The sequence below is a fragment of the Sphaerisporangium rufum genome, from assembly GCF_016863395.1.
Lineage (GTDB): Bacteria > Actinomycetota > Actinomycetes > Streptosporangiales > Streptosporangiaceae > Sphaerisporangium > Sphaerisporangium rufum.
The window spans coordinates 1-1025 of the sequence record NZ_BOOU01000148.1; the positions used below are offsets into that span (position 1 = coordinate 1).

At 68.4% G+C, this 1025-nt stretch carries 1 protein-coding gene; it reads right to left on the minus strand.

Going from position 1 to position 1025, the window contains the following annotated elements; all coding sequences use genetic code 11:
* Positions 1-994, minus strand: a 994-nt coding sequence (locus Sru01_RS35070) for a glycoside hydrolase family 10 protein (RefSeq protein ID WP_203995242.1), incomplete at its 3' end; no start/stop codon positions are given.
* Between the last annotated feature and the right edge of the window lie 31 nt (positions 995-1025).

Consider the following 1025-nt stretch of genomic DNA (forward strand, 5'->3'; position numbering starts at 1 on the left):
AGTTGCCGTCGAACAGCAGCGGGGTGTCGCCGCTGCGCCAGGACCATTTGTCGGTGATGCCCCAGACGGTGATGCCGGCGCAGCGGGGGACGTTCACGCAGGCCTGGGTGACGCGGCGGTAGGCGTCGGCCTGGGTGGAGCCGCCGCCGCCGATGTCGAGTTCGGTGATCTGGACATCGACGCCGAGGTCGGCGAACTGCTGGATGTTGGCCTGGTAGTTGGCGGGGGGGTTGCCGAAGTGGGATTGCAGTCCGACGCAGTCGATGGGGACGCCGCGGGCCTTGAAGTCCTTGACCATGTTGTAGACGCCGCGGGTCTTGCTGGCGTTGGCGTCGTCGATGTTGTAGTCGTTGTAGCAGAGTTTGGCGGCGGGGTCGGCGGCGCGGGCGGCGCGGAAGGCCTCTTCGATGAAGCCGTTGCCGAGTTTCTGGGTCCAGATGGAGCTGCGCAGGGTGCCGACGGCGCCGCCGTCGTTGAAGGCCTCGTTGACCACGTCCCAGGAGTAGATCTTGCCCTTGTAGTGGCCCATGACGCCGTTGATGTGGTTGACCATGGCGGCGCGCAGGTCGGTGGCCGACAGGTTGTTGAGCCAGGTGGGGATCTGGGCGTGCCAGACCAGGGTGTGGCCGCGGACCTTCATGCCCTTGCTGAAGGCGTGGTTGGCGATCTGGTCGGCGCTGCCGAAGGTGAACTGGTTGCGGTTGGGTTCGGTGGAGGTCCACTTCATTTCGTTCTCGGCGGTGACCTGGTTGAATTCCCGGTCCCAGGTGGCCACGTAGGTGGAGTCGTTGAGGTGGCCGGCCGCGACGGCGGCGCCGAAGTAGCGGCCGCTCTGGGCGGCGGCGGCGCCCAGGGTGCCGGCCGCGGCGTCGGCGGGCGCGGTCAGCGCCGGGGCGGCCAGCAGCCCGATCGCGCTCAGGGCACCGGCCACCAGCATCCGGCGGTTGCCGGCGGGTCGCCGGCCTTGATCGGGGGGTACGCCGTTAACGCCCATGCCTGAGCCTCCATGCGGGAAGAGAAGAGGA